Origin of the sequence: Pseudomonas sp. R62 (genome assembly GCF_000257605.1) — a bacterium.
GTDB classification, from domain to species: Bacteria; Pseudomonadota; Gammaproteobacteria; order Pseudomonadales; family Pseudomonadaceae; genus Aquipseudomonas; species Aquipseudomonas atacamensis.
Genome location: NZ_AHZM01000819.1, coordinates 1 through 2,308, shown reverse-complemented (window position 1 = coordinate 2,308; position 2,308 = coordinate 1). Strand labels below are relative to the sequence as shown.

The following is a 2,308-nucleotide window of genomic DNA, read 5'->3' as shown; positions in this document are numbered from 1 at the left end:
TTTTCGAAAAGCAGCCGCAGATCGCGTTCACACGCCAGGGCAACGGTTTGCAGGACAGGACTGGTCAAGGGATCACGGGCCTTATACGGTTCAAGTCGGCTCTGGAGCGGCCGTTAAAGAGATGCAGCATAGATGCTTTGATCGCTCGATCTGGCGAGCTGGATCAAACAATTGCCAGGTTTTTTGAACGAAGCGCACGACGCGCGGCATTATACATGCCGTGCCTTACTCTCAAGAGCGCAATTTCCTCAGGTTGTGTCCGCGTATGACAGGCGAAATGAACATCCTCCCGCTGCCACCCACCGTGCCGGCGAGCGCTCGCCCGCAGATGGGTGAACTGCTCAAGCTGCTGACGCCGGTGGAGGGCTTGATCGGCGCCGGGCAAAGCGCCAAGGCCGAGGTGTTATCGCTCAAGCAGGCCGACCAGACCTTTGAATTGCTGCTCAAGGTGACCCTCGACAGCGGCCGTCAGACCACCGTGCAGGCCAGCAGCAACCTGCCGTTGCCACAGGGCACCAACCTGGCGATCACTCAGCCGTCGGCCGGCAATCTGGCGATCACCGTACAACAAGCGATTGCCAGCAGCGTCGCCACCCTGACCCGCATCGATACCGCGCAATTGCCCGCCGGCACCTTGCTGCAAGGCAAAGTCGTGACCTCGCAAGCCCTGCCGCAGACGCCGGGGCAAGCGGCGGTATTTCGCTCGATGGTCACCCTGCTCAACACCGCATTGAGCGGCAGCACTTTGACCGTCGACAGCCCGCAACCGCTGCGCATCGGCACCCTGTTGTCGGCGCAGGTGCAGGATGCGCAGACCCTCAAATTCGTGCCGCTGAGCAGCCGTCAGGAGCAACTGGCGGTCAGTCAGCAATTGCTCGGTCAGCAAAATCGTCAGGGCTCGCTCGATGGCTTGCTGAAGTTGTTGCAGAGCCTGCCGCCATCCAGCGATCAGACTTCGGCCGATCTGCGCGCGGTGGTCGACAAGTTGCTTGCCAGCCTGCCGGACCTGCAGCAAATGAGCACCGCCAAAGGCGTGGCGCTGGCCTTGGCCAACAGCGGCGCGTTCCTCGAAGCGAAATTGCTCGGCGGACAGAATCCGACTCTCGCCCCGGACATGAAAGCCGACCTGCTCAAGCTGATCGCGCAACTGACTCCGGGCCTGCCGAGCAACACCAATTTCAATGCGATCATCGCCGCCAATACCCTGGCGCAAGCGCTGCCGAGTTTCGTCCGGAACGCCCTCGGCACCCTCGGCCAGGTCAGCGCCAAACCGGTGCCCAGCAGCTTCCCGTTGCCCGAACGACTGCTGGCGAAACTCGAAGGCGAAGGTGATCTCGAACAACTGCTGCGCCTCGCCGCCGCAGCGGTGTCGCGCCTGCAAAGCCATCAGTTGTCGAGCCTGGAACAGACCGGCGTCACCGACGATGGCCGCCTGCTCAGCACCTGGCAGCTGGAAATCCCCATGCGCAACCTGCAAGACATCGTGCCGCTGCAGGTCAAATTCCAGCGTGAAGAAGCGCCGGAGCGCGAACCGCAGCCGCACGAACGCCGCGATGAGCGCGAAGCCAAACAGCAACTGTGGCGCGTCGATCTGGCCTTCGATCTGGAGCCGCTCGGGCCAATGCAGATTCAGGCGCAATTGATCGCCGGCAGCCTGTCCAGTCAGCTGTGGGCCGAGCGTCCGTACACCGCCGACCTGATCGAAAACAATCTGTTTGCCTTGCGCCAGCGCTTGCTCGATTCCGGGCTCAACGTCGGCGACCTCGACTGCCACCACGGCACGCCGCCGCAAGGCAACCAAACCCGCCTCGAACACCGCTGGGTCGACGAAACCGCATGAACGATTCCACTGCCCCACGCCAGGCCATCGCCCTCAAATACGACGGCAACCACGCCCCGACCCTCACCGCCAAGGGCGACGAGGAACTGGCCGAAGAAATTCTGCGCATTGCCCGCGATTACGAAGTGCCGATCTACGAGAACCCTGAACTGGTGCGCCTGCTGGCGCGAATGGAACTGGGCGACAGCATCCCCGAAGAGCTCTATCGCACCATCGCCGAGATCATCGCGTTTGCCTGGAACCTGAAAGGCAAATTCCCCGAGGGACAGGACCCGAACGCGCCGATGGTCGAGAAGGACATCACCGCACGCGGGGATGATTATTGAGGTTTCAAAGACGCTTTCGCGAGCAGGCTCGCTCCCACATTCGACCGTGATCAAATTGGGAGCGAGCCTGCTCGCGAATAGCGCTTTTGATTTGATCGTTCCCACGCTCCGCGTGGGAATGCCGCCCGTGACGCTCCGCGTC

At 62.1% G+C, this 2,308-nt stretch carries 2 protein-coding genes and 1 pseudogene; 2 read left to right on the top strand and 1 reads right to left on the bottom strand.

What is annotated here, in order from left to right; genetic code table 11:
- Positions 1-68: pseudogene (locus OQK_RS29775) on the bottom strand (heme ABC transporter ATP-binding protein CcmA); the annotation flags it as partial.
- A gap of 197 nt (positions 69-265) precedes the next feature.
- Here OQK_RS29775 and fliK point away from each other — a divergent pair.
- Positions 266-1,840 (top strand): flagellar hook-length control protein FliK, encoded by a 1,575-nt coding sequence (gene fliK / locus OQK_RS00220; protein WP_016770587.1) that lies wholly within the window; start codon positions 266-268, stop codon positions 1,838-1,840.
- Positions 1,837-2,166, top strand: a complete 330-nt coding sequence (locus tag OQK_RS00215; protein WP_016770586.1) for an EscU/YscU/HrcU family type III secretion system export apparatus switch protein — start codon at positions 1,837-1,839, stop codon at positions 2,164-2,166. The genes fliK and OQK_RS00215 overlap by 4 nt, the downstream gene beginning before the upstream one ends.
- The last annotated feature ends 142 nt before the right edge of the window (positions 2,167-2,308 follow it).

Coding starts and splice junctions, on each gene's coding strand:
- fliK (WP_016770587.1), top strand. CDS start 266: ATGACAGGCGAAATGAACATCCTCCCGCTGCCACCCACCGTGCCGGCG.
- OQK_RS00215 (WP_016770586.1), top strand. CDS start 1,837: ATGAACGATTCCACTGCCCCACGCCAGGCCATCGCCCTCAAATACGAC.